The organism is Pseudomonas bohemica (assembly GCF_002934685.1).
In the GTDB taxonomy this organism is placed as follows: Bacteria; Pseudomonadota; Gammaproteobacteria; order Pseudomonadales; family Pseudomonadaceae; genus Aquipseudomonas; species Aquipseudomonas bohemica.
Genome location: NZ_NKHL01000098.1, coordinates 1 through 23,751, shown reverse-complemented (window position 1 = coordinate 23,751; position 23,751 = coordinate 1). Strand labels below are relative to the sequence as shown.

Genomic DNA, 23,751 nt, shown 5'->3' with positions numbered 1-23,751 from the left:
CAGTCCAACACTTCACATGCCATTGCCGCGCAGTCGATAACTGCCGTCGGCCAGCCGCTGCAGCGGATTGGCGGCAGCGAGCAGCCGCCGGGTGAATGCATGCTGCGGACGGTCGAAAACATCCTCGGTCGTGCCGACCTCCACCAGCCGGCCTTGCTGCATCACCGCCACCCGATGGGCAATGCGCTCCACCGCGGCCAGGTCATGGGAGATGAACAGGCAGGCAAAGCCGTACTGCTTTTGCAGCCGTTCGAATAATTCGAGAATCTGTTTCTGGATCGTCATGTCGAGCGCGGAAATGGGCTCGTCGGCGATCACCAAACGAGGTTTGCGAATCAACGCCCGACCGATCGCCACGCGCTGTCGCTGACCACCGGACAACTGGTGGGCAAAGCGATTGGCGAACTGCTCGCCCAGGCCGACATCTTCAAGAGTCACCCTCACCCGCTCGGCGCGATCTGCTGCTGTGAGGCCCGATACATGGCGCAATGGCTCAACGAGGATGTCGGCGATTCTGGCGCGAGGATCGAGTGACGACACCGGGTCCTGGAAAATCATCTGGCATTGCAGGCGATGCTCGCGGTTGACGCCTTCGAGGATGTCCACGCCGTCGAAGAGAATTTCACCCGACACCGGCCTGATCAAGCCGACAACGGACCGGCCCAGGGTGGTCTTGCCCGAACCGCTGCCGCCCACTAGCGCGACAGTTTCTCCTGCGCCGATCTGCAGATTGATCCCGTCCACGGCGCGCTTGGCGGTGCCACGGGTCAGGAAACCATGGCGGCCGGGGTGGTCGATGATGACGTTGCGCATCTCCACCAGCGGCGAGGCCGATGGCGGCGCGGTCAACTGCCCACGAGTTGGCAGCGCGTCGAGCAACTGCCGGGTGTAGTCTGCCTTGGGGCCGAGCAGGATCTGCTGTGTCGGCCCGGCTTCGACTGCCTTGCCTTGACGCATGACCACCACCTTGTGGGCGTGTCGAACCACCAGCGAAAGGTCGTGGCTGATGAACAATACGGCGGTGCCCACCTCCTTGGTCAGTTCCAGCATCAGCGCGATGACGTCTGCCTGTGCCAGCGTGTCCAGGGCCGTGGTCGGTTCATCGGCGATCAACAATGCCGGTCGCAGCAGCATCACCGAGGCGAGCATGATGCGTTGGCGCATGCCACCGGAAAACTCGTGGGGGAAGGCTTTCAAACAGCGCTCAGGGTCGTCGATGCCGATCCGCCGCAGCATCTCCAGCGAGCGTGCACGAATGGTCTTGTCGTCCAGGTCGGTGTGCAAGCGCATGCCCTCGGCCATTTGCCTGCCGATGGTCAGGGTGGGGTTCAGTGACACCATCGGCTCCTGGAACACCATGCCGATCCGGGCCCCTCGTACCCGGCGCAGGCCGTGGTAATCGAGGGCACACAGATCATCGTCGCCGAACATCAGGCTACCGGACGAGACACGCATCGGCGGTGGCAGCAGGCCGATAACGGCGCGGGCTGCCATGGTCTTGCCGCTGCCGGATTCACCCACCAGCGCGACGATCTCACCGGGGGCCATGTCGAAGCTCAAGTGATCGACGGCGAGCGGGCCTTCATCGCCCACCTGAATACACAGATTGCTGACGCGAAGCAGTGGCTTGACGGTATTCATTAGCGGCTCATCCGTGGGTCGAGACGATCGCGCAGCGCGTCGCCGAATAGATTGATGCCGACCAGCGCGATGGCAATCATCAGGCCAGGAAAGAATCCCAGCCACGGCGCCGTGACCAGATGCGGACGGCTGGAGGCGAGCATGTTGCCCCACGTCGCGGCGGGCGGCGGTACGCCAAGCCCGAGGAAACTCAATGCGCTCTCGGACAGAATCGCCCAGCCGAACATGCTGGTGGCCAATACGATCAGCGGCGCCACGCAGTTGGGCGCGATGTGCCGCCACATGGTGTACATCTCGGAATTGCCAATCACCCGCGATGCCTCGATGAACTCACGTTCGCGCAACGACAAGACAGTGCTGCGCACTACCCGCACCACGGTAGGCACATAGGCGATGCCCAGTGCCAGCACGATGCCGTACTGGCTGGCGCCGACGATCGCCAGCAAGCCCAGCGCCAGCAACATCCCGGGAAATGCCAGCAACGCATCGTTGACCATCATCAGCAAGCGGTCGACCCAACCACGTAGATAGCCAGCAAGCAAGCCAAACAGTGTCCCGACGGTAATCGCCAGCAACACCGTCAGCAGACTGATCCACAAACTGGTGCGGGCGCCGATCATGATGCGGCTGAGCACGTCGCGGCCGAACTCGTCGGTGCCCAGCCAGTGCGACCACGAGGGCGCCAGAAACCGATGGCCGAGGTCCAGGCGCAGCGGATCGTAGGGCGTCCAGACAATGCCGCCGACGGCCAGCAGCAGCAGGACCAACAGCAGCGTGCCGCCGATCAGCGCGTTGAACGAAGGCAGGTTTCGCTGCCGTAGACGTGCCGGCGCGGGGATCGAGGCGGGCGCGGCGTCCCTGAGCGTCTTCATATTTTCACCCGAGGATCAAACAGCGGATACATCAAATCCACGAGCAGATTGACCAGCACGTAGACGAAGGTGATGAGCAGCAGACTGCCCTGAAGCACGGGGTAATCACGGGCGTAGATGGAATCGACCATCAGCCGGCCGATGCCGGGAATGGTGAACACCGTTTCAATCACCGCGATGCCTCCGAGCAGATTGCCGAGGATCAGGCCGATCAGCGTCCAGGTCGGTGCAAAGGCGTTACGCAGGGCATGACCCCACAGTACCGAGCGTTCGCTGAGCCCCTTGGCTCGGGCGTGGGCGATGTAATCCAGACGCAGGACCTCGATAGTGCTGGCGCGGGCCATCCGAATGATCACGCCGCTCTCATGCAACACTAGGGTCGCGATCGGCAGCACCACATACGCCAGGGCTTTGCCGAAGTCTTCCTTGAACGACACGTAGCCCACTACCGGGAACCAGCCCAACTCCAGACCGAACACATACAGCAGCAGCAACCCCATCCAGAAGCCCGGCACCGACAGCAGCAACGTCGCCGAGGTGACCAGGCCCAGATCAAGAAACGAATCCTGCTTCCACGCCGCGAGCATGCCCAGCGGCACCGCAATCAGCGCCGCCAGCAGTACAGCGCTGAGGACGATGGTCGCGCTCACGCTGAAGCGCTCCAGGATCAAGGGCAGTACCGCCTGCCCGCTGGTGATCGAGACGCCGAGGTCGCCACTGAGAACTGCCTTGAGCCAGATCAGATACTGCACCGCCAGCGGCTGATCCAGCCCCAGCGATTGGCGCAGGGCCGCCAAGCGAGTCGGGTCGGCCATATCGCCCAGCATCAACAGTGCAGGATCGCCAGGGATCAGGCGAATCATCGCGAATACCGCGATGGAGATCAGCAATAGCGTCGGCACCGCCATGGCCAGGCGCTGGAGGATCAAACGGAGCATGTATTTCCCTCGGTTGTGAAGCCGGTGACATGAGTGTCGGCATTACGGCAGGCAATCAGTCAGTGCTCACCACACGGCGTAGCGAGCGTAATCGGTCTCCATCTCAAGTCGGTACTGCGCGAACTGGCGGTTGATCGCCGGCAGCGGCGCAATTTCCATGAACCCGGATGCGGGGCGCATCAGGATCATCGCCACGGTAGCCGACAGATTGTCCTCGCCGCTGGAACTGGGACGTGGCGGACGACATACCGCGAACGGTGTGCCAAAGTCATCGAAGAATGCCGCTTTGACATGCTCCAGCGTCAGGCTGCCGTGATGCTTTTTCAGCAACTTTTCGACGCGAATGTCGCGGTAAAAACTTTCCGGCGCGCCACCGATGCCGGTGTTTTTCAGCTTTATCTGGGCCACCTGGCTGCGCCAATGGTTGGCGTGCACCACCAGGTCGTCGACCGCGTACAGCGGGAACACTTCATCCGGCGCGCATTCGTAGTTGATCGCAAAACCGCCCGCGTGGCTGAGCATCATGTTGTTGGAGCCCGACTTGGCGGTGACCGCCACGGTCTTCATTGCCAGCGCGAAATGATTGGCCTCCAGCGCCTTGCGTCGAATCAACGGCAACGGCACGCCAAGCGATTGATAGTCGCGGTCGGATTCAAGGTTGTTGCCGGTGATGGCGGTGCCAATGGAATTCAGCCCCACGCGTGCCAGGCCGCCCGCCTCGGTGAACGTCAGCAGGTCGGGGCCGTCGTCGCGACGAATGCGTAGCACTATGCCGGTCTCGGCGCATTCCGCGCGCCAGTCCCAATTCTGGCCGTGCAACAACTCGTTCTCCAGCGTGGCTTCGGGCAAGACAATAGCGCCCGTGCAGCCGTCAAGCTCGGGAGTGTCGCGTTGATTACGACGACCCAGATGGATGATCTCGGTCCGTGCGTTAATCAGGATGATCGCTTCGAAGTCATGACCCGAGCCTTGGGCGATGCCGCGCATTTCTTCGAGATAAAGCGGCTCGAATGCCTCGATTTGTGGCTTGAACTGATTCACCAGGCGTTTGATGCCCACCCAGTCGTAGCCCATGTCCAGCAATTGCCTGCCATAGATTTCGATGCTTCGGGCAATGATCTGCGGGCAGGCACGCCCGTATTGCACGCCTCGTTCGAACGGCGAACCACTGATTTCAAAACACGGAAATAAACCGCTCATGCCACCCCCCTTGCCATTGTTTCGGAAGATGACAGCAAGGACCGGACCAACCGCCGAAATCTCAGCTAATATTGGCGCCAATTTGAGTTTTTAATCTTTGATCCACCGGCCACTGAGTCAATTTGGTGCAAATAGTCGATTGATTCGCGCTCAAATTGAGCAGATTGGTAACAGCCCGCGAGGTGCAGATAAAGGTTGGGCGCACCCATTACGCGGTATCGGCGAAAGATGAGGGCTCGCAGCTGGCGCTCGGTGACCCGCAGCGGCTCGAGCGCATGTATATCGTCTGCCGCAGCCGCAAGCACGACGCCCTGTCAAAATCCGCGTAAACGTGCTTCCCTTGTCGCCTGTTTTTGCAGTCGAAATCACTTTTCAGGACCTCCACCTCATGCTGAAAAAAATTGCCCTTTCTGCCGCCGCCATGCTGTTCGCTTCCAACCTGATGGCCGCGCCTGCGCCTCACGTTGTGTTGGAAACCACCAACGGCACTATCGAAATCGAGCTGAACCAGGACAAGGCGCCAATCAGCACCGCAAACTTTCTCAAGTACGTGGACAGTAACTTCTACACCAACACCATCTTCCATCGCGTGATCCCGGGCTTCATGGTTCAGGGCGGCGGTTTCACGACGCAGATGATGCAGAAGCCCACCAACGATCCGATCAAGAACGAAGCGGACAACGGCCTGCATAACGTGCGTGGGACCATTGCCATGGCACGCACTTCCGACGTCAACTCGGCCACCAGCCAGTTCTTCATCAACGTCAAGGACAACGAAATGCTGGACCACGGCGTTCGTGACTTCGGTTACGCCGTGTTCGGCAAAGTGGTCAAGGGCATGGACGTGGTCGATATCATCGTCAACTCTCAGACGACCACCAAGCAAGGCATGCAAAACGTGCCGATTGACCCGATTCTGATCAAATCGGTCAAGCGCGTGAACTGAGCTCAACAGGTGCACCAAAGCCGGGTTTCTGCCCGGCTTTTTGCGTTTCTGGAACCCAGATCGCTCGAAAAGCGTGAGCAATCGGCTGTTCCTGTGGTCTGATCCGGGGACGCATCCAAAAGCCCGTCCTAAAGTCCTGCACAAAGGAGAGCCCGCTCAAGCGTGGGCGTCATAGCCAATGCTCTATCGTCGTTTCGAAAAGCTGATTGATATCTTCCGTGACGCTCCCACCGCCGCCCCGCCGAACCAGGTCATGTCGTTCTACGTGTATTACCTCAGGCAGGTCTGGCCGAGCTTCCTGGCCCTGTTGGTGGTCGGCCTGATCGGCGCATTGATCGAGGTGTCGTTGTTCAGCTACCTGAGCCGCATCATCGACATGGCACAGGGTACGCCAAACCCGAATTTCTTCAGCGAGCATGCCTTCGAGCTGGTCTGGATGATCATCGTGGCTCTGGTCCTGCGACCGATTTTCGTCCTCCTGCATGATCTGCTGGTGCACCAGACCATCAGTCCCGGCATGACCAGCATGATCAACTGGCAGAACCACAGTTACGTGCTCAAGCAGAGCGTGAACTTCTTCCAGAACGATTTCGCCGGGCGCATCGCCCAGCGCATCGTGCAGACCGGCAACGCGCTGCGCGATTCGGCCGTGCAGTCGGTGGATGCCTTGTGGCATGTGTTGATCTACTCGATCAGCGCCCTGGTGCTGTTCGCCGAGGCCGACTGGCGGCTGATGATTCCGCTGATCAGCTGGATCATCGTGTTCACCATCGCGCTCTTCTGGTTCGTGCCACGGGTCAAGGCGCGTTCGGTGGTGTCTTCCGATGCGCGCTCGAAGCTGATGGGGCGCATCGTCGACGGCTACACCAACATCACTACCCTCAAGCTGTTCGCCCACACCAATTCCGAGCAGCAATACGCTCGCGAGGCGATCAGCGAACAGACCGAGAAGACTCAACTCGCTGGTCGCGTGATCACCGAAATGGACACGGTGATCACTACCCTCAACGGCCTTCTGATCGTCTGCACCACCGGCCTTGCGCTCTGGCTGTGGACGCAGTCGTTGATCTCGGTGGGAGCGATTGCCCTGGCCACCGGTCTGGCTATTCGTATCGTCAACATGTCCGGCTGGATCATGTGGGTGGTCAACGGCATCTTCGAAAACATCGGCATGGTGCAGGACGGCCTGCAGAGCATTTCCCAGCCGGTGGGCGTCACCGACCGCGAGGCCGCGCCGAAGCTTGCCGTAAGCAAAGGCGAGGTGAAATTCGAGAACCTGCAGTTCCAGTACGGCAAGGGCAAGGGCGTGATTCATGGCCTGACCCTGGACATCAAGCCGGGCGAGAAGATTGGTCTGATCGGGCCGTCGGGTGCGGGTAAATCGACGTTGGTGAACCTGCTGCTGCGTCTGTACGACGTGCAAGGCGGGCGCATCACCATCGACGATCAGGACATCGCTCACGTCGCTCAGGAAAGCCTGCGTTCGCACATCGGCATGATCACTCAGGACACGTCGCTGCTGCACCGCTCCATTCGGGACAACCTGCTCTATGGCAAGCCCAACGCCACCGATGCCGAGCTGTGGGAAGCCATGCGCAAGGCCCGCGCCGACGAGTTCATCCCGCTGCTGTCGGACTCCGAGGGCCGCACCGGGCTGGATGCGCATGTCGGTGAGCGCGGCGTGAAACTGTCCGGCGGTCAACGCCAGCGGATCGCGATCACCCGCGTGCTGCTCAAGGACGCCCCGATCCTGATCATGGACGAGGCGACCTCAGCGCTGGACTCTGAAGTCGAGGCAGCGATTCAGGAAAGTCTGGAAACGCTGATGCAAGACAAGACGGTCATCGCCATCGCCCACCGCCTTTCGACCATCGCGCGGATGGATCGACTGGTCGTGCTGGAAAACGGCTACATTGCCGAGAGCGGTACCCATGCCGAGCTGCTGGCCCATAAAGGGCTGTATGCAAGGCTGTGGGCTCATCAGACGGGTGGGTTTGTGGGAGTCGATGAATTCCCCCTGGCACCACAGTCGCTATAGGCCCCTGCTTGCTGGCAAAAGCGTCAGGTCAGAGACGTCAATATCGCCTGACCCACCGCATTCGCCAGCAAGCTAGCTCCTACACTGGATGGGCGTTATCCGACCTGCCGGTACGGTAACGCCCCCCGCGCTTCCTCGGCGTAGGCCAGAATCCCTACCCTCTCCTGCTCCAGAAACCCCGCCACGGCCTCACGTAATCCGGGGTGGGTCAGGTAATGCCAGGAATGGGTGATCACCGGTTCGAAGCCCCGAATCAGCTTGTGCTCACCCTGGGCGCCGGCATCGAATCGCTTGAAGCCCCGCGCAATCGCGTAGTCCATGCCCTGATAGAAACACGTCTCAAAATGCAGTCGGTCGAACTCGGCCAGGCATCCCCAGTACCGACCATAAAAACTGTCGCCACCGATCAGACTGAACGCCATCGCCACAGGCCGGGCCCCCTGCCTGGCCAACACCACGCGAATCGCCTCGGGCATGCGCTCGGCCAACAGGCTGAAAAATTCCCGTGTCAGGTACGGCGCCTGACCACGTATTTCATAGGTATTGGAATAACAGGCGTAGACAAAATCCCAGTGCGCCTGACTTAACTCATGACCTTCCAGCCACTCGAATTCGAACCCCTGCGCCGCGACCTGCTCGCGCTCCTTGCGCATCTGCTTGCGCTTGCGTGAACTCAGGGCGTCGAGGAAATCCTGAAAGTCGCGATAACCGCGATTCTGCCAGTGGTACTGACAGCCAATGCGCTGTAGCCAGCCCGCCTGCTCGGCGAGCAACGCGTCAGTGGCAGCATCGGTGAAGTTAACGTGAACGCTGGACAGCTCCTCGGCTTCGGCATAACCCGGCAGGCAGGCAATCAGCGCTCGGCCATCTTCAGGCGTTTTCGCCAGCAATCGCGGCCCGCTCACCGGACTGAAGGGCACTGCCACCAGCAGCTTGGGGTAGTAGGCAATACCGGCACGTCGACAGGCATCGGCCCAGCCGTGGTCGAACACGTACTCGCCGTAGGAATGCCATTTGCGATAGCTCGGCAGCGCGGCGATGAGTTTGTCGTTCCCATAGTGCAACAGATGCTCGGCACGCCAGCCGGAGCGCGGCCCCAGACTGCCACTGTCTTCCAGCGAACTGAGAAAGGCATGGCGCAGAAAAGGCGAGTCGCCGGGTATCAGCGCGTCCCACTCTGCGGGTGCCAGCTCCGACAGGTTATCCAAACGATGTAACGACATCACTACCCCCACTTCCAGGCTCGCAAGCGTGGCGAGTATCGCCCATTCACAGCAACTTCACATGGCCTGTGTGCAGCAAACGCTCTAGCTCGCGACTTTCACTGACACAAACCGTCATGCAGATGCCATCACTTAGCCACCATTTCGTCATAAACGGCCGTAATACTTGCGCCTGTTTTGGAGCCCTCGGTTCTCAAAACGCCGATTTCTTTTCCGTCCACTCACCGTCGTCCCTGGATGGCTTCGTCATCCCTTCTCATCTATGGAGATTGATATGCGTCTTGCTTCCACCAAAACTGCGGCAGCCCTGTGTGGCGGTCTGTTGCTGGCCATGAGCGTTCCGGCCAGCGCCGCAGTCGACGCGAAACTGCTCGACATGCTCAAGGCCAACGGCTCGATTTCGCCCGCCCAGTACGCCGAACTGCAAACCGAGCTGGCCAAAGATCAGCAGGTTCAGCAACAGGCCCAAAAAGCGACAGCCGATCAGATCGCGGCTGCTCAAACCAAGTCGGCGGACCTGTCGGCATTCGAACAAAAAGTGGCATGGGCCGCCAAGACCCAATTCAAGGGCGACGTTCGCGTTCGTCAGGAAACCATCAAGATCGATGGTCAGAACAACAGCCAGGACAAGGACCGTCAACGCATTCGTGCGCGCCTGGGCGCCTACACCGAGATCAACCCGCAAGTCAGCACCGGTATCCGTATCGCCACCGGTGGCAGCAACGATGCCCGCTCGACCAACCAGGACCTGGACGGCTATTTCGTCAAGAAAGACCTGTGGCTGGACATGGGTTATATCGATTACCACCCCACTGCCCTGCCTAACCTGCACATCATCGGTGGCAAGATGGCTCAGCCCTGGGTGAGCATGGGTGACATCATCTGGGACAGCGACATCAACCCGGAAGGTCTGGCAGCCACCTACAGCCTGCCGATCAGCAAAGGTTTCGAGCTGTTTGGTAGCGCGGGTAACTACACCCTCAAGGACAACATCGACGGCGACGGTACGCAGTTCAAGAACGACCTGCGTCTGAACGCGGCTCAGTTGGGCGCCAGGTTCACGCCGATCGACGCGCTCAAGATCACCGCTGGCGGCAGCATCTACCAGTACCAGAACGACAAGGATTCGGCAGCGCTGGCGGTCAACGGCAACGACACCAACCGCTTCCGCCTGCTCGAAGGCTTCGGCCAGGTGGACTTCAACGGCCTGGCCTTGCCGCTGGCCGTGTACGGTCAGTACGTAACCAACAACGCCACTGACAGCGACGAAGACACAGGCTGGCTGGCCGGTGTGAAAACCAAGGTGTTCGGCTTCGGTCTGGACTACAACTACCGCGACGTGCGACGTAATGCAGTGGTTGGGGCGTTCACCGACTCCGACTTCGCCAACGGCACCACCGGTTCGCGTGGCCACAAGCTGGGCGTTTCTTACGACATCGACAAGAACTTCTCGATCGGCGCCACCTACTTCCGGACCAAGGCCGACTTTGCCGTGGCCTCTCAGCGTGATGCGGATGCCAACACGCTGCAGCTGGACGTGCTGGCCAAGTTCTAAGGGAGGCGAAGCTGCGAGTGTGATGCAGCGAGCTTCAAGTTGAAAGCTTCGAATCCTGAGTCCTCCCTCGGGATTTGAAGTGACTTCCCCCACCCCAGCGACGCCCTGTCTTACCCCCTCATCCACTCCTACAGGTCTCCAGCAGGCTGGTCTCTCGGCTTGGGTCCTTGCGCGTCACTGTCGCCATCGCACTACCTCACGCATGGCGGTCTGATCGAACTGCTCACTTGAGCCGCCATGAGCGCTCCATACCAGGGTTCACCGAGCGGATTCACGCGCAGCCTCACCGAAAGATGTAGCGCCAGGGCTCGGCAGCCGGGCTGCGGTAAAAGGTCGCGCGGTAAGAAAAAACAGAACACGTGCGCTTTTCCAGGGTCACCTAATAGGCAGACATTGATTCAGCTGAATCAGAACCGCGCTACAGAGGAGAACCTGAATGCTGACTATCGCCTCAATCTCACTTTCCGATGCCAAGCGCATCATCAATGCAGCCGAGGCCAAAGCAACGCAGATAGGCTCGCCCAGCAACGTGGCAGTCGTCGACGCTGGCGGCAACCTGGTGGCCCATGTGCGCATGGACGGCGCCCAACTGGCAAGTATTTCCCATTCGATCAATAAGGCGTTCACCAGCCTTGCCTGCAAGACAGCGACCAAGGACCTGGCCGCAGATGCGCAACCAGGCGCGCCGCTTTATGGCATAGCCAACTCGGTGGACGGCCGGATCATCACTTTCGCCGGCGGCATTCCCCTCAAAAGCGGCGAATCGTTCGTCGGCGCCGTGGGCGTCAGCGGCGGGACGGCGGACCAGGATCAAGCGGTGGCCGAAGCAGCGGTCGCAGCGCTTTAACCCCTCTCACTACCTATACAGGAAATGATCATGACTATTCTCGTAACAGGCGCAGGCACAGGATTCGGCTACGAAGTAGCCCTCAGGCTGGCGGCGAAAGGACTGGATGTCATCGCCGGCGTGGAAATCGTGGCACAGGTGCATTCACTGGAACAGGAAGCCAAGCGTCGTGGTGTCCAGCTTCGCATCGAAAAGCTGGACGTTACCCATGAGGGCGACCGTCGCAAGGCTGCCGAGTGGGATGTGGATGTGCTGCTGAACAACGCCGGCATCTCAGAAGGCGGTGCGACGGTTGATATTCCTGCGGAAAACCTTCGCCGCCAGTATGAAGTCAATGTTGTCGGCCCCTTGATGCTGACTCAGTTGATCGCCAAGAAGATGGTGCTGAAGAAAAAAGGCAAGATTGTTTTCATGTCTTCGGTGGCAGGTCTGACGACAGACCCGTTCGCTGGCGCCTATGCTTCATCCAAGCATGCAATTGAAGCCATCGCCGAAGCGATGAATCAGGAACTCAAAGAGTTCGGTGTTGACGTCGCCACGGTCAACCCGGGTCCTTTCCTCACAGGCTTCAATGATCGAATGTTCGAGACATGGAAAACCTGGCAGGACGATCCTTCCCGGCGTCTGTTCGATTACAGCAAACTCGCTTTTCCCCATGAGCAATACGATCCGGAGCCGGTTTTCGAAACCACCATCGGTGTGATCACCGGCGAAATTGACAGCTACCGAAATGTCGAACCCAAGGAAATCATTGCCCAACAACGTCAGCAGATGGACTCTGCCTGGACGCGTAAAAGCAATGAGGGTCTTGGAAAACGTACGGAGCTGGTGCAGAAGGCGTACGATATCGAGCCGGGCACGCCTGTCTGATCTACAGCTCAGGCCCGTCGCTGCGACACTGGGATGAACGAAGCTGACGTAGCGATCGACCCGCCCGGACGGAGATACGCCCGACGGATTTATATAATGGCCGGCCTCCTTTGTGAGGCTGGCCATTTGGTTTGCGTTGTGCGCCAAGCACCGCTGGCGCTGGCGCTGGCGTCAGATCACTTCTTGCGCAAAATTACGCTACCGATCGAATACCCCGCCCCGAACGAGCTGAGTACCCCCAGTGCGCCTTTTGGCAGGTCATCCTGATACTTGTGCAAAGCGATCACCGAGCCTGCGGAGCTTGTGTTGGCATAGCTGTCGAGAATCACAGGGGCTTCCTCGACGGAGGCGTCTCGGCCCAGGAGTTTCTTCACGATCAAGTGGTTCATGCTCAGGTTGGCCTGATGCAGCCAGAAACGTCGCACATCCCTGACGTTCAGGCTGCTCTCGTCCAGATGCGCCGCGACCAACTCGGCGACCATGGGGCAGACATCGCGGAATACCTTGCGGCCTTCCTGAACGAACAGCTTGTCCGCCTTGCCCTCGCCTTCGTCGGCGGTGCGATTGAGGAAGCCGAAGTTGTTGCGGATGTTGTTGGAGAAAGTGGTCAGCAACTTGGTGCTGACGATCTCGAATTGATGTTCGGACGTCGCCAGATCGGCACGCTCAACCACCACCGCGGTCGCCGCATCGCCGAAGATGAAGTGGCTGTCGCGGTCACGGAAGTTGAGGTGCGCGGTGCAGATTTCCGGGCTGATCACCAGAAGCGCGCGGGCCTGGCCGAGCTTGACGCTGTTGCAAGCGGTCTGGATGCCGAAGGTGGCCGACGAGCAGGCGACGTTCATGTCGAAACCGAAACCCTGTACTCCTAGCGCCGACTGGATTTCGATGGAAATTGCAGGATACGCACGTTGCAGGTTGGAGCATGCGACGATGACGCCATCGATGTCGGCAGCGCTCTTGCCCGCGCGCTGCAGGGCTTGTTCAGCTGCGGCGACGCCCATTTGGCAGAGGATCGACCATTCGTCGTTGGAGCGCTCAGGCAGGCGAGGCTTCATGCGCCGGGGATCGAGAATGCCGTCCTTGTCCATGACGAAGCGACTTTTGATGCCGCTCGCTTTCTCGATGAAGGCTGCATTGGACTCGGTCAACGCCTGAATCTGGCCAGCCTCGATGGCAGCAGCATTTTCAGCGTTGAATTGCGCGACGTAGGTGTTGAAAGAATGCACCAGTTCATCGTTTGAAATGCTGTTGGGCGGGGTGTAGAGCCCTGTGCCACTGATGACGACGTCGTACACGGTCGTTCCTCTCTTCTAAAGGCAGCTTGTTGATGGCGGCAGACAAAACGCCTGCTCAAGCATGGTGCTGGCTGTTTCTGGAACGACAGTACCAATGCAACGATAAAGTCCCCCATATTCGGGAGAGGGTATTTGTGACGCTTCGAGCGTTTTAGCCGCGAAGTTTGCCATAACGGCCGGAATTTGGCGCTATCAATGGACTGAGTGGCCGTACTTCGCTCTCGCCGAGCACACAACCCCCTGTGGAGTGGGCTTGCTCACGACGCGGCGGCGGGAGTAATACATCTTCAGCATCTGAAAAGTCAGCCTTCGTAAGCAAGCTCACTCCCACAGTTGGTCCAATGTTGAATCAAGTGTTACCTCACTGAGTGGACCGACGCATTCGCCAGTAAGCCGGCTCCTCCCCGCGCGTGATGGGGTTACCCCTCCACCTGACTCCACTGCTTACTCAAACGCTTATCGGAAATCGGCACCTTGGTCCCCAACTGTTGGCCGAACAGCGACACGCGGTATTCCTCCAGCCACCAGCGATACACCACCAGTTCCGGGTCACGCTTGCCTTCCTGAGCATGTTTGTCAGCGCGGGTCTGGTATTGCGCCCAAAGATTGCCGAGCTCGATGCTCCAGACGCGATCTTTCTGCACCTGACTGCCCAGCTTCTCAAGACGCATTTCGATGGCCTTCAGATAACGCGGCAGCTCCTTGAGCCACACAGCCGGGGTTTCGCGGACGAAGCCTGGATAGACAAGCTTGCCCAGCTGCGCCTTGATGTCATTGAGCGCCACGGCCTGGGCCAGGTCGATCTTGCCCTTGAAGCGCTTTTGCAGGCCGTGCCAGAGCTTGAGGATTTCCAGCGTCAGCTTCGCCAGCCGTTCCGCCTGTTCGGTCAGCGCGCCACGTTTGCGTTCGGCCAACGACATCAGCCCGGCGCCATCGCGTGGCAACGTGGCTTCGCCGTCCAGAATGCACGCATCCAGGCTCGCCAGCAGAATGTCTTCGATCAGCCCATCGACCCGGCCCATGTCGCGGTACAGCAATGCCAGCTCGGTCTGGCCTGGCAGTTTGCTGCGCAGGAACTTCGCAGGTTCGGCCAGTTGCTGCAGCAGCAGGCGCTGCAAGGCGCGGCGATGCTGATACTCGGCCTCGGTCTGGGTCGAGAAACGGCCTTCCTTGACGGTTCCGCCCTCTTCCACCAGCGCCGGATACACCGTCATCGACAGCCCGGCGATCTTCTGCTGAGTCTTTTCTGCAACCCTGGAGAAACCTTTGGCCTCCACCGGAGGCTGACCTTTCGACGATTGCGGCACTGCCAACGCAGCCTGTCCGGCTTCAGCGAAACGTGCGGTCAGCTCATCCAGATCGCGGCCTTCACCGAGGAATTTGCCATTGGCGTCGACCACTTCGAGATTCATCTTCAGATGGCTTTCCAGCTGCTGCGCAGCCTCGGCCCAGGCCTCGTCGGTGACTCGGGCGCCGGTCATGCGCAGCAGCTCACGGCCTAATGCCTGAGGCAGCGAACCCTCGGCAAACACCATGCGCTGCAAGGCGGCCTTGACGAAATCCGGCACTGGCACGAAGTTCTTGCGCAGGGCTTTGGGCAGGTTGCGAACCAGCGCTATGCACTTGGTCTCCAGCAGGCCCGGCACCAGCCATTCCAGACGCTCGGCAGGCAGCGACGGCAGCAAAGGCGCCGGCACACGCAGGGTAACGCCATCGCGAGGATGGTTAGGCTCGAAGTGATAGGTCAGCGGCAGGGTCAGTTCGCCCAGACGCAGGGTGTCCGGGTACTGATTGGCCGTCACCTCGCTGGCTTCACGGGCGAGCACATCTTCTTCGCGCATGATCAGCAGCTGCGGATTTTTCTGGCTTTCCATCCGATACCAGGCGTCGAACGTCGCGGTCTGGTGGATCTCGGCGGGCAGGCGTTCGTCGTAGAAGCGGAACAGGGTTTCTTCGTCCGCCAGAATATCGCGGCGACGGGCCTTGGCTTCCAGTTCGTCGAGCTGTTCCAGCAGCCTGGTGTTGGCACTCAGGCATTTGGCGCGGGACTGAATCTCGCCACGCACCAGAGCTTCCCGAATGAAGAACTCACGGGAGACCACCGGATCAATCGGCCCGAAATGCACCGGACGGCGCCCGACCACGATCAGGCCGAACAAGGTGATCTGCTCGAACGCAACGACCTGACCGCGCTTCTTCTCCCAGTGGGGTTCGAAGTGGTTTTTCTTGACCAGATGCCCCGCCAGCGGCTCGATCCAGTCCGGCTCGATCTTGGCGACCATGCGCGCGTAAAGCTTGGTGGTTTCCACCAGTTCGGCGGCCATGATCCACTGCGGACGTTTTCTGCCCAGCCCCGAAGATGGGTGCACCCAGAAACGTCGTTGACGCGCGCCAAGGTAATCGCCTTCTTCGGTCTTCTGCCCGATTTGGCTCAACAAACCCGAGAGCACTGCTTTGTGGAATTTCGGGTAATCGGCAGGATCCTTGTTGACCGTCAGTTGCAAGTCACGGCAGATCAGGCTCAGCTGCCGATGGGAATCGCGCCACTCGCGCAGACGCAGGTAATTGAGGAAATTGCGCCGACACCAGTTGCGCAGCGGGCTGGCGGTCAGCGCCTGGCGTTGCTCCTCGAAACCGCGCCACAGATTGACCAGCCCGGCGAAATCCGAATCCTGGTCCTTCCATTGGGCATGCGCCTGATCGGCGGCCTGCTGACGCTCCGGCGGACGCTCGCGCGGGTCTTGAATCGACATGGCGCTGGCGACGATCAGCACTTCCTGCAGGCTGCCCTGTTTCGCGGCCTCCAGCAGCATACGACCCATGCGCGGGTCCACCGGCAAGCGCGCCAGTTGGCGACCCAGCGGGGTCAACTGGTTTTCGCGGTTGACCGCCGACAGCTCCTGCAGCAGGTTGAAACCGTCGCTGATCGCCTTGCCATCCGGCGGCTCGATGAACGGGAAATCGGTGATCTCGCCCAGGCGCAAGTGCAGCATCTGCAGGATGACCGCTGCCAGGTTGGTACGCAGGATTTCCGGATCGGTGAATTCAGGGCGGGAAAGGAAATCCTCCTCGCTGTACAGACGCACGCACAGCCCCGGCTCGACCCGACCGCAACGGCCCTTGCGCTGGTTGGCGCTGGCCTGGGAAATCGCTTCGATGGGCAGGCGCTGAACCTTGGCGCGGTAGCTGTAACGGCTGATCCGCGCGGTACCGGTGTCGATCACGTAACGAATGCCCGGAACGGTCAGCGAGGTTTCGGCAACGTTAGTCGCCAGTACCACGCGACGCCCTGGGTGGGACTGGAAAATCCGTTGTTGTTCGGCAGGCGACAGGCGCGCGTACAGCGGCAGGATCTCCGTGTGCCTGAGTTGAGCCTTGCGCAGCATTTCCGCCGCGTCGCGAATCTCGCGCTCGCCGGGCAGGAACACCAGCACGTCACCGGGGGATTTGCGTTCGCGGCGCTCCAGATCGGCGAGTTCATCGAGGGTGGCGAGGATCGCCTGATCGACGGTCAGGTCGTCCTCAACGCTGTTGCCCTCCTCGTCCTGCTCGGAGGTCAGCGGGCGATACCAGGTGTCGACCGGGAAAGTGCGTCCCGAAACTTCGATGATCGGCGCCTTGTCGAAATGCTCGGAGAAGCGCTCCAGGTCGATGGTTGCCGACGTGATGATGACTTTAAGATCCGGACGGCGCGGCAATAGGGTTTTCAGGTAGCCGAGCAGGAAGTCGATGTTCAGGCTACGCTCGTGGGCTTCGTCGACGATGATCGTGTCATAGCGCTCCAGGAAGCGGTCGTGCTGGGTTTCGGCCAGCAGGATACCGTCGGTCATCAGCTTGATCAGCGTGTTCTGGTCGCTCTGATCTTCGAAACGCACCTGGTAGCCGACCAGCGCGCCGAGCGGCGTGCCGATTTCTTCGGCGACGCGGCTGGCGACACTGCGCGCAGCAATCCGCCGCGGTTGGGTGTGGCCGATCAGACCGTGCTGGCCGCGGCCGATTTCCAGGCAGATCTTCGGCAGCTGCGTGGTCTTGCCCGAGCCGGTTTCGCCCGCGATGATCAGCACCTGATGCTTGAGCAGTGCGTCCTTGATCTCATCGCGCTTGGCGGCGATCGGCAAGTTTTCGTCGTAGCGAATGGTCGGCATGCTTTGTTTGCGACCTGTGACCAGCGCGCACGAGGCCTGAACACGCTCGACCCACTGCGTCAGCTTCGCCTCGTCGGGCTTCTTGCGCAGTTCGTGCAACTGGCGACGCAGGCGATGACGATCACTGATCATCGCGTGGTCGAGGTTCTTGAACAGTTGGTCGATGGAGGGCGATTCGTCGGTCATCAGGGCGCGAAGTCTTTTCTATCTGAATGCAGGGCGCGGATTGTCGCAGATTTGGCGGGGGTCATGCATATCTGCGGATATATGTGAAACCTGCAGGAGCCGGCTCGCGAATCCCGAGTAGGCTTCATGTCCGCTGTAGGAGTGCGATTGCCCGCGATGGCGTCGGCAAATCCAACATTTGTGGTACAGCCATATCGTGATCGCGGCAAGCGCGCTCCCACAGGGGGGCGCCGGACGTGAAAAACAACAAACCCCGCACTATGGCGGGATTTGTCCGGGCTGAACGGTCAGGCCGGCTTTTTCAGCGCCAGCTTTTTCAACTCTTCATCACGCAATTCGCGACGCAGGATCTTGCCAACGTTGGTGGTCGGCAGGGCGTCGCGGAACTCTACACTGCGCGGCACTTTGTAGGCGGTCACGTTGGCGCGCATGTGCTCCATGACCTGATCCTTGGTCAGGGTCACGCCCGGTTTGACCACCACGAAAAGCTTGATCGCCTCACCCGACTTCTCGTCCGGCACCCCGATGGCCGCGCATTGCAGCACGCCCGGCAGGGTCGCCAGCACATCTTCCAGCTCATTGGGATAGACGTTGAAGCCGGACACCAGAATCATGTCCTTCTTGCGATCGACAATGCGCATGTAGCCATCGGGCTGGATCACCGCGATGTCGCCGGTCTTCAGCCAGCCTTCGGCGTCGAGCATTTCATCGGTGGCTTCCTGACGCTGCCAGTAACCCTTCATCACCTGCGGACCCTTGACGCACAGCTCGCCCACCTCGCCGAACGGTAGTTCTTCGCCGGCATCGTTGATGGTCTTGCACAGGGTCGATGGCACCGGAATGCCGATGGTGCCCATCTGAATCTTCTGGATCGGGTTGACGGTCGCCACTGGGCTGGTTTCGGTCATGCCGTAGCCTTCGCAGATCGAACAGCCGGTCACTTCCTTCCATCGCTCGGCGGCGGCCTGTTGCAGGGCCATGCCGCCTGAGAGAGTCACTTTGAGCGAGGAGAAATCCAGGTTGCGGAAGTCGGCGTTATTGCACAGCGCCACGAATAGCGTGTTCAGCCCGACGAAACCGCTGAACTTCCACTTCGACAGTTCCTTGACCATCGCCGACAGGTCGCGCGGGTTGCTGATCAGGATGTTGTGGTTGCCGATCAGCATCATCGACATGCAATGAAAGGTGAACGCATAGATGTGGTACAGCGGCAGCGGCGTGATCAGGATCTCACAGCCTTCATTGAGGTTGGAGCCCATCAGCGCCTTGCACTGCAGCATGTTGGCGATCAGGTTGCGGTGGGTCAGCATCGCGCCCTTGGCCACGCCTGTGGTGCCGCCGGTGTACTGCAGGACCGCCACGTCTTCACCGTTGGGTGCTGCATCGTTGACCGGCAGACCGTGCCCCTTGGCCAGCACGTCATTGAACTTGATGGCCTTGGGCAGATGGAACGGCGGGACCATTTTCTTCACGTACTTGATGACGCTGTTGACCAGCAGGCGCTTGAGTGGCGGCAACAGGTCGGCGACTTCAGTGACGATGACATGCTTGACGCCTGTCTTGGGCACGACCTTCTCGGCCAGGTGCGCCATGTTCGCCAGGCACACCAGTGCCTTGGCACCGGAGTCGTTGAATTGGTGTTCCATTTCCCGCGCGGTGTACAGCGGGTTGGTATTGACCACGATCAGCCCGGCGCGGATGGCGCCGAATACCGCGACCGGGTACTGCAGCACGTTGGGCAGTTGCACGGCGATGCGATCGCCCGGCTGCAGGTCGGTGTGCTGCTGCAGATACGCAGCGAACGCCCCGGACAACGCGTACATCTCACCATAAGTGAGTGTCTTGCCCAGGTTGCTGAATGCAGGTTTGTTGGCGAAACGCTCGCAGGACTGTTTCAATACCGCCTGAACGTTTGGATACTCGTCCGGATCGATATCGGCAGCGATACCAGACGGATATTTATCCTTCCAGAAGTTTTCGATCATGGAAGCCGACTCCTCAGCGACAGCGTTTCTACACACCGCTCGATGCGATGATTTCTTGTGTTTGGAATGTTTGTAGCCACAGCTTTTTGCTTATCGACAGAACAAAAAGCGGGCCGAGCGTAGCAGCTTTGCCAGAGGCCGACCAGAGGCAAAAGCGGCCTCTACAGTCATGAACGTGACTCTTGAATTATCTACAGTCACATTTAGAGCAATAAACCTAAATGTCGAAATCACAGCTTCATTTCACATGCGCGCTTGCCCGTGAAGCAGAGGTTCGCTCACGACGGAGTGGCTAAACTGACGCATCGCCGGGCGCGTTCCTACAAGCATACGTACTTCCAAAAAAAACGGCGTGCCTGACACGCCGTTTCTATATATAGCAGCCGCCTCAGGCGGTATCGCGAAGCGCTCGCCGGAGAATCTTGCCTACAGGCGTCATGGGCAGCGACTCACGCAGCACGATGTATTTGGGGAGCTTGTAGCCGGTGAAGTTCTCTTTGCAGTAAGCCTTCAATTCCTCAGTCGTCAGCCCCGAATCACGCGGCACCACGAACAGCTTCACCGCCTCCCCGGAGCGTTCGTCCGGCACACCGATGACCGCGCAGTTGGCGACTTTGGGATGACGCGACACTACGTCTTCGATCTCGTTGGGGTAGACGTTGAAACCCGAGACGATGATCAGATCCTTCTTGCGATCAACGATGCGGATAAAACCGTCCGGGTCGATCACCGCGATATCGCCGGTCTTCAGCCAGCCTTCGCTGTCCAGCACTTCAGCGGTGGCGTCGGGCTTGTGCCAGTAGCCGAGCATGATCTGCGGCCCCTTGAGACACAGTTCGCCACGCTCGCCGACCGGCAATTCGGCGCCGTCGTCGCTGATCACCTTGGCCGTGGTGCCCGGCACTGGCATGCCGACGGTGCCCGGTTTCGACTTGTCACCGTAGGGGTTTGCGGTGGCCACGGGTGAGGTTTCGGTCAGGCCGTAACCCTCGACGATCGGGCAGCCGGTCAGTTGCAGCCAGCGCTCGGCGGTGGCTTTCACCAATGCCGTGCCGCCCGAATTGGTGAGGCGCAGGCTGGAGAAATCCAGACGCTTGAAATCCGGGTGATCCATCAGCGCGACGAACAGCGTGTTGAGGCCAAGCATCGCCGAGAACTTCCACTTCTTCAGTTCCTTGATGAAGCCGCCGATGTCCCGCGGGTTGGTGATCAGCACGTTGTGGTTACCGCTGACCATCATGCACATGCAGTTACAGGTAAACGCGTAAATGTGATACATCGGCAACGGCGCAACCATGATCTCGCTGCCCTGCCTGAAGATCGGCAACCCGTCCGGGCCGTGCTGCAACATGCAGGCGTAGACCTGCTGCATGTTCGCCACCAGATTGCCATGGGTGAGCATCGCGCCCTTGGGCGAGCCAGTGGTGCCACCGGTGTATTGCAGGACGGCGATGTCGTCCAGATCCAACTGCACCCGCCGCAGGTGATCGCCCCGCCCCAGCTTAAGCACGCTCTTGAACGAGACGGCCTGGGGCAGATGGTACTCGGGGACCATCTTCTTGAGCTTGTCGACCACGGTGTTGATCACCCACCCCTTGGCCGGAGACTGCAAGTCGCCCATCTTCACTTCGATCAGGTACTGGATCTCGGTGTCCGGCAGCACTTGCTCGACGTTCTTGCCGAAGACGTTCAGGTACACCAGCGCGCGGGCGCCGGAGTCCTTGAACTGGTGACGCATTTCGCGAGCGGTATAGAGGGGGTTGGTGTTGACCACGATCAGCCCGGCGCGCATCGCGCCGAAGACAGCGATGGGGTACTGGATCAGGTTGGGCATCTGCACGGCGATGCGGTCGCCGGGTTTGAGTTCGGTCTGCTGCTGCAGATAACCGGCAAAGGCCGCCGAGTGCCGCTCAAGCTCGGCATAGGTCAGCGTCACGCCCATGTTGCTGTAGGCTGGGCGATCCGCGTACTTCTTGCAGCTGCGCTCGAACACCTCGATCACTGATTCGTACGCGTGCAGATCCACCTCAGAGAGAACGCCCGCCGGGCGCTTGTCATTCCAGAATTCAGGTCGCATGTTGTTTTTATCCTCTTACCTGAGAGTGCTGCCCCGCGGTCTTGCACGGGTGATTGCCGGACGTTAGCAGCTAACCCGGAGAAGGCAAATAGGCCGCCGGGCGTCATCAATGACGTGAATCTCGCGGGTGATCAGCCCGTCATCCCGCAGCGGCTATACACTGCTGAAAAGCACTCGCCACAGCGCTTTTCACGACAATTTCTTACAAGGCCAGGGAAATGCCATGAAACAAAATGCTTATTGGCTGGACACCGCCGATCACGTTCGCCTGTTCGTCAACGCCTGGTTGCCCGATGCCGAACCAGTGAAGGCTGTGGTGATGGTGTCTCATGGCATGGCTGAGCACAGCGGCCGCTATGAGCGTCTTGGCGCGGCGCTGACTGAGGCGGGTTTTGCCCTGTACGCTCATGACCAGCGCGGTCACGGCCAGACCGCCACCCACGGCGTGCTCGGCCATTACGCCGATCAGCAAGGCTGGAGCAAGGTAGTGGGTGATCTAGCCAGCCTCAGCGCGTCGATTGCGCAACGTCATCCTGGCGCGCCGTTGTTTCTGTTGGGCCACAGCATGGGCAGTTACATCGCCCAAGCGTATCTGCTGCACCACAGCGCCAACCTGCAGGGCGCCGTGCTCAGTGGCTCGAATTTCCAGCCGGTTTCGCTCTATCGCACCGCCGCCGTCGTGGCGCGCATGGAGCGTTGGCGTCAAGGGCCGACCGGGCGCAGCGCGGTGATCGAGTTCCTGTCGTTCGGCTCTTTCAACAATAAATTCAAGCCGGTGCGTACGCCTTTTGACTGGTTGAGCCGTGATCCGCAGGAAGTCGACAAGTACGTGCAAGACCCGCTGTGCGGCTTTCGCTGCACCAATCAGTTCTGGCTGGACATGCTCGGCGGCCTGCAGCAAATCAGCAAAACGTCCAACCTTTCGCAGATCGATAAAAACCTGCCGCTGCTGATCATTGGCGGCGAATGTGATCCGGTGAGCGAGGGCAAGCGTCTCAAGGATCTTGCTGACGCGCTGACGGGCACGGATCATCCGCTCGTCACACTGAAGATTTATCCGCAGGCGCGGCATGAAATTCTCAACGAGACCAACCGCGAGGAGGTCACCCGTGATCTACTCGCCTGGCTCAAAGAAGCGCTTGCCGAGCCAAGTCGTCGGCGCAGCGATTAATCAATCAGGATTCACTTCTTTATTCACTTTTCATTTTCATGTCACAGGACCGCAGCATGACTCAAGTTACCAATACGCCTTACGAAGCCCTAGAAGTCGGCCAGACCGCCAGCTACAGCAAGACCGTGGAAGAACGGCATATCCAGCTGTTCGCCGAGATGTCGGGCGATCGTAATCCGGTGCATCTGGATGCGGAGTTCGCCGCCAAAAGCATGTTCAAGGATCGTATCGCCCACGGGATGTTCAGCGGTGCGTTGATCAGTGCGGCAGTGGCCTGCGAGTTGCCTGGGCCGGGGACGATTTATCTGGGTCAGCAGATGAGTTTTCAGAAGCCAGTGAAGATTGGCGACACCTTGACGGTGCGTTTGGAGATTCTCGAAAAACTGCCGAAGTTTCGGGTGAGGATTGCGACGCGGGTGTTCAATCAGAACGATGAGTTGGTGGTTGATGGTGAGGCAGAGATTCTTGCGCCGCGTAAGGAGCAGACGGTGAGTCTGACGGAATTGCCGCCTATCACTGTTGGTTGATGCCATTGTGTTTTGGTATTGACGCGGGGCTGTGTGGGTATATCCGTTATTTCGGGTGACGCGGGCTATGGTTCGTCCTAACGTCCGAATTGTTAACGGCAAGCGATTTGAAGGTTAATGCAATCGCTGCAGGAGACGTCGGCGGTTACGACGAGGGTGTCAGAAATTTTGTGTTCGGGCATAACATGAGCAAGAGGTGCATGTATGCCAACCAAAAAGAAACCTGCGTTAC

The 23,751-nt window shown here is 59.7% G+C and carries 16 protein-coding genes; 7 read left to right on the top strand and 9 right to left on the bottom strand.

Annotated elements, in window-relative coordinates:
• Positions 1 to 12: 12 nt before the first annotated feature.
• The 4 genes from CE491_RS08915 to CE491_RS08900 form a co-directional block, all read right to left on the bottom strand.
• The gene (locus tag CE491_RS08915) at positions 13 to 1,641 is read right to left on the bottom strand and encodes a dipeptide ABC transporter ATP-binding protein (RefSeq protein WP_110947991.1); all 1,629 of its coding nucleotides are present in this window, start codon (positions 1,639 to 1,641) and stop codon (positions 13 to 15) included.
• Positions 1,641 to 2,513 carry an ABC transporter permease gene (locus tag CE491_RS08910; protein WP_110947990.1) on the bottom strand — a complete coding sequence of 291 codons (873 nt, stop codon included), beginning with the start codon at positions 2,511 to 2,513 and terminating at the stop codon, positions 1,641 to 1,643. The genes CE491_RS08915 and CE491_RS08910 overlap by 1 nt, the downstream gene beginning before the upstream one ends.
• Positions 2,510 to 3,451, bottom strand: coding sequence for an ABC transporter permease (locus tag CE491_RS08905; RefSeq protein WP_110947989.1), 942 nt, complete (start codon positions 3,449 to 3,451; stop codon positions 2,510 to 2,512). The genes CE491_RS08910 and CE491_RS08905 overlap by 4 nt, the downstream gene beginning before the upstream one ends.
• Positions 3,452 to 3,517: 66 nt before the next feature.
• A complete protein-coding gene (locus CE491_RS08900) occupies positions 3,518 to 4,651 on the bottom strand; it encodes a C45 family autoproteolytic acyltransferase/hydolase (RefSeq protein ID WP_110947988.1) in 1,134 nt (377 codons plus the stop codon).
• A gap of 388 nt (positions 4,652 to 5,039) precedes the next feature.
• Between CE491_RS08900 and CE491_RS08895 the strand changes: the two genes are divergently transcribed.
• Together CE491_RS08895 and CE491_RS08890 are read left to right on the top strand one after the other, a co-directional pair.
• Positions 5,040 to 5,597: a peptidylprolyl isomerase gene (locus tag CE491_RS08895; protein WP_110947987.1), complete on the top strand. Its 558-nt coding sequence runs from the start codon at positions 5,040 to 5,042 to the stop codon at positions 5,595 to 5,597.
• 178 nt (positions 5,598 to 5,775) lie between these two features.
• Positions 5,776 to 7,635 (top strand): ABC transporter ATP-binding protein, encoded by a 1,860-nt coding sequence (locus CE491_RS08890; protein WP_110947986.1) that lies wholly within the window; start codon positions 5,776 to 5,778, stop codon positions 7,633 to 7,635.
• Between the two features lie 95 nt (positions 7,636 to 7,730).
• On the opposite strand, the gene CE491_RS08885 is transcribed toward CE491_RS08890, so the two are convergent.
• Positions 7,731 to 8,858: a GNAT family N-acetyltransferase gene (locus CE491_RS08885; RefSeq protein ID WP_110947985.1), complete on the bottom strand. Its 1,128-nt coding sequence runs from the start codon at positions 8,856 to 8,858 to the stop codon at positions 7,731 to 7,733.
• A 274-nt stretch (positions 8,859 to 9,132) separates the two neighbouring features.
• On the opposite strand from CE491_RS08885, the gene CE491_RS08880 reads away from it, so the two are divergent.
• The 3 genes from CE491_RS08880 (at position 9,133) to CE491_RS08870 (ending at position 12,130) form a co-directional block, all read left to right on the top strand.
• Positions 9,133 to 10,413, top strand: coding sequence for a putative porin (locus CE491_RS08880; protein ID WP_110947984.1), 1,281 nt, complete (start codon positions 9,133 to 9,135; stop codon positions 10,411 to 10,413).
• Positions 10,414 to 10,849: 436 nt separating this feature from the next.
• Entirely contained in the window at positions 10,850 to 11,260 is a 411-nt protein-coding gene (locus CE491_RS08875) for a GlcG/HbpS family heme-binding protein (protein WP_110947983.1), read from the top strand.
• A 30-nt stretch (positions 11,261 to 11,290) separates the two neighbouring features.
• Entirely contained in the window at positions 11,291 to 12,130 is an 840-nt protein-coding gene (locus tag CE491_RS08870) for an SDR family oxidoreductase (RefSeq protein ID WP_234407550.1), read from the top strand.
• 176 nt (positions 12,131 to 12,306) lie between these two features.
• Here CE491_RS08870 and CE491_RS08865 read toward each other — a convergent pair whose 3' ends face one another.
• From CE491_RS08865 to fadD2, 4 genes are all read right to left on the bottom strand, one after another.
• Positions 12,307 to 13,428 (bottom strand): beta-ketoacyl-ACP synthase III, encoded by a 1,122-nt coding sequence (locus CE491_RS08865; RefSeq protein WP_110947981.1) that lies wholly within the window; start codon positions 13,426 to 13,428, stop codon positions 12,307 to 12,309.
• A 419-nt stretch (positions 13,429 to 13,847) separates the two neighbouring features.
• Complete coding sequence (gene hrpA / locus CE491_RS08860) at positions 13,848 to 17,759, bottom strand: ATP-dependent RNA helicase HrpA (protein WP_110947980.1); 3,912 nt, start codon at positions 17,757 to 17,759, stop codon at positions 13,848 to 13,850.
• Positions 17,760 to 18,046: 287 nt separating this feature from the next.
• Positions 18,047 to 19,744 (bottom strand): long-chain-fatty-acid--CoA ligase FadD1, encoded by a 1,698-nt coding sequence (gene fadD1 / locus CE491_RS08855; protein WP_110947979.1) that lies wholly within the window; start codon positions 19,742 to 19,744, stop codon positions 18,047 to 18,049.
• A 388-nt stretch (positions 19,745 to 20,132) separates the two neighbouring features.
• Entirely contained in the window at positions 20,133 to 21,821 is a 1,689-nt protein-coding gene (gene fadD2 / locus CE491_RS08850) for a long-chain-fatty-acid--CoA ligase FadD2 (protein ID WP_110947978.1), read from the bottom strand.
• 223 nt (positions 21,822 to 22,044) lie between these two features.
• On the opposite strand from fadD2, the gene CE491_RS08845 reads away from it, so the two are divergent.
• Together CE491_RS08845 and CE491_RS08840 are read left to right on the top strand one after the other, a co-directional pair.
• A complete protein-coding gene (locus tag CE491_RS08845) occupies positions 22,045 to 22,992 on the top strand; it encodes an alpha/beta hydrolase (protein ID WP_110947977.1) in 948 nt (315 codons plus the stop codon).
• A gap of 56 nt (positions 22,993 to 23,048) precedes the next feature.
• Positions 23,049 to 23,519: a MaoC family dehydratase gene (locus tag CE491_RS08840; RefSeq protein WP_110947976.1), complete on the top strand. Its 471-nt coding sequence runs from the start codon at positions 23,049 to 23,051 to the stop codon at positions 23,517 to 23,519.
• Positions 23,520 to 23,751 lie beyond the last annotated feature (232 nt).

What these genes read in the sequence shown, in the direction of transcription:
- CE491_RS08900 (WP_110947988.1), bottom strand. Translation starts at nt 4,651, where the DNA reads ATGAGCGGTTTATTTCCGTGTTTTGAAATCAGTGGTTCGCCGTTCGAA.
- fadD1 (WP_110947979.1), bottom strand. Translation starts at nt 19,744, where the DNA reads ATGATCGAAAACTTCTGGAAGGATAAATATCCGTCTGGTATCGCTGCC.
- CE491_RS08870 (WP_234407550.1), top strand. Translation starts at nt 11,291, where the DNA reads ATGACTATTCTCGTAACAGGCGCAGGCACAGGATTCGGCTACGAAGTA.
- hrpA (WP_110947980.1), bottom strand. Translation starts at nt 17,759, where the DNA reads ATGACCGACGAATCGCCCTCCATCGACCAACTGTTCAAGAACCTCGAC.
- CE491_RS08890 (WP_110947986.1), top strand. Translation starts at nt 5,776, where the DNA reads ATGCTCTATCGTCGTTTCGAAAAGCTGATTGATATCTTCCGTGACGCT.
- CE491_RS08895 (WP_110947987.1), top strand. Translation starts at nt 5,040, where the DNA reads ATGCTGAAAAAAATTGCCCTTTCTGCCGCCGCCATGCTGTTCGCTTCC.
- CE491_RS08915 (WP_110947991.1), bottom strand. Translation starts at nt 1,641, where the DNA reads ATGAATACCGTCAAGCCACTGCTTCGCGTCAGCAATCTGTGTATTCAG.
- CE491_RS08845 (WP_110947977.1), top strand. Translation starts at nt 22,045, where the DNA reads ATGAAACAAAATGCTTATTGGCTGGACACCGCCGATCACGTTCGCCTG.
- CE491_RS08905 (WP_110947989.1), bottom strand. Translation starts at nt 3,451, where the DNA reads ATGCTCCGTTTGATCCTCCAGCGCCTGGCCATGGCGGTGCCGACGCTA.
- fadD2 (WP_110947978.1), bottom strand. Translation starts at nt 21,821, where the DNA reads ATGCGACCTGAATTCTGGAATGACAAGCGCCCGGCGGGCGTTCTCTCT.
- CE491_RS08880 (WP_110947984.1), top strand. Translation starts at nt 9,133, where the DNA reads ATGCGTCTTGCTTCCACCAAAACTGCGGCAGCCCTGTGTGGCGGTCTG.
- CE491_RS08885 (WP_110947985.1), bottom strand. Translation starts at nt 8,858, where the DNA reads ATGTCGTTACATCGTTTGGATAACCTGTCGGAGCTGGCACCCGCAGAG.
- CE491_RS08875 (WP_110947983.1), top strand. Translation starts at nt 10,850, where the DNA reads ATGCTGACTATCGCCTCAATCTCACTTTCCGATGCCAAGCGCATCATC.
- CE491_RS08910 (WP_110947990.1), bottom strand. Translation starts at nt 2,513, where the DNA reads ATGAAGACGCTCAGGGACGCCGCGCCCGCCTCGATCCCCGCGCCGGCA.
- CE491_RS08840 (WP_110947976.1), top strand. Translation starts at nt 23,049, where the DNA reads ATGACTCAAGTTACCAATACGCCTTACGAAGCCCTAGAAGTCGGCCAG.